1 protein-coding gene is annotated in these 594 nt (G+C 34.3%); it reads right to left on the bottom strand.

All coding sequences use genetic code 11. The annotated features are described in order from the left end of the window. Nucleotides 1-594, bottom strand: a 594-nt coding sequence (locus tag IDG60_RS21125; RefSeq protein WP_206161159.1) for an MFS transporter, incomplete at both ends; no start/stop codon positions are given.

Raw genomic sequence — 594 nt, forward strand, 5'->3', positions numbered from 1 at the left:
TACCAAACATTAATGCTAATGGAATCATTATTGCCATGACACAAGTAATTAATACACTTGTTGTCGTTGCATCTAATTTAATAACTTGTTCTAAATAGGTTGGTAAATATGCAGTTACCATATAGTTTGTAACATTGAAGAATACAACAGCTACAAAACATACAAATATATCTATGTAATAAAATCTGATGATTTGTAAAAAGTTAATGTTATCTCTTTCTGGTTGTGTTGCAACATCATTTTCGAAAACTGGTGATTCTTCCAGCTTACGACGTAAATATAAGCCGAATAATCCTAGGAATAAACCGAGTAAGAATGGGATTCTCCAACCAAATGATGCCATTTGTTCATCTGTTAAAAAGAATGTTAATACAGCAATCATAATTGAAGCAGCTATGTAACCTGATAATGTCCCAATTTCTAGTCCACTACCTAATGAGTTACGACGCTTATCTGGAGATGATTCGGCAACATATGTCATTGCCCCCGCATACTCTCCACCTGTTGAAAACCCTTGTAGTACTCTTGCAAGCAATAATAGTATTGGTGCCCAAAGTCCAATTTGATCATAGCTTGGCAATAATCCAATGGTTA

This window comes from Staphylococcus sp. EG-SA-2 (assembly GCF_017152085.1).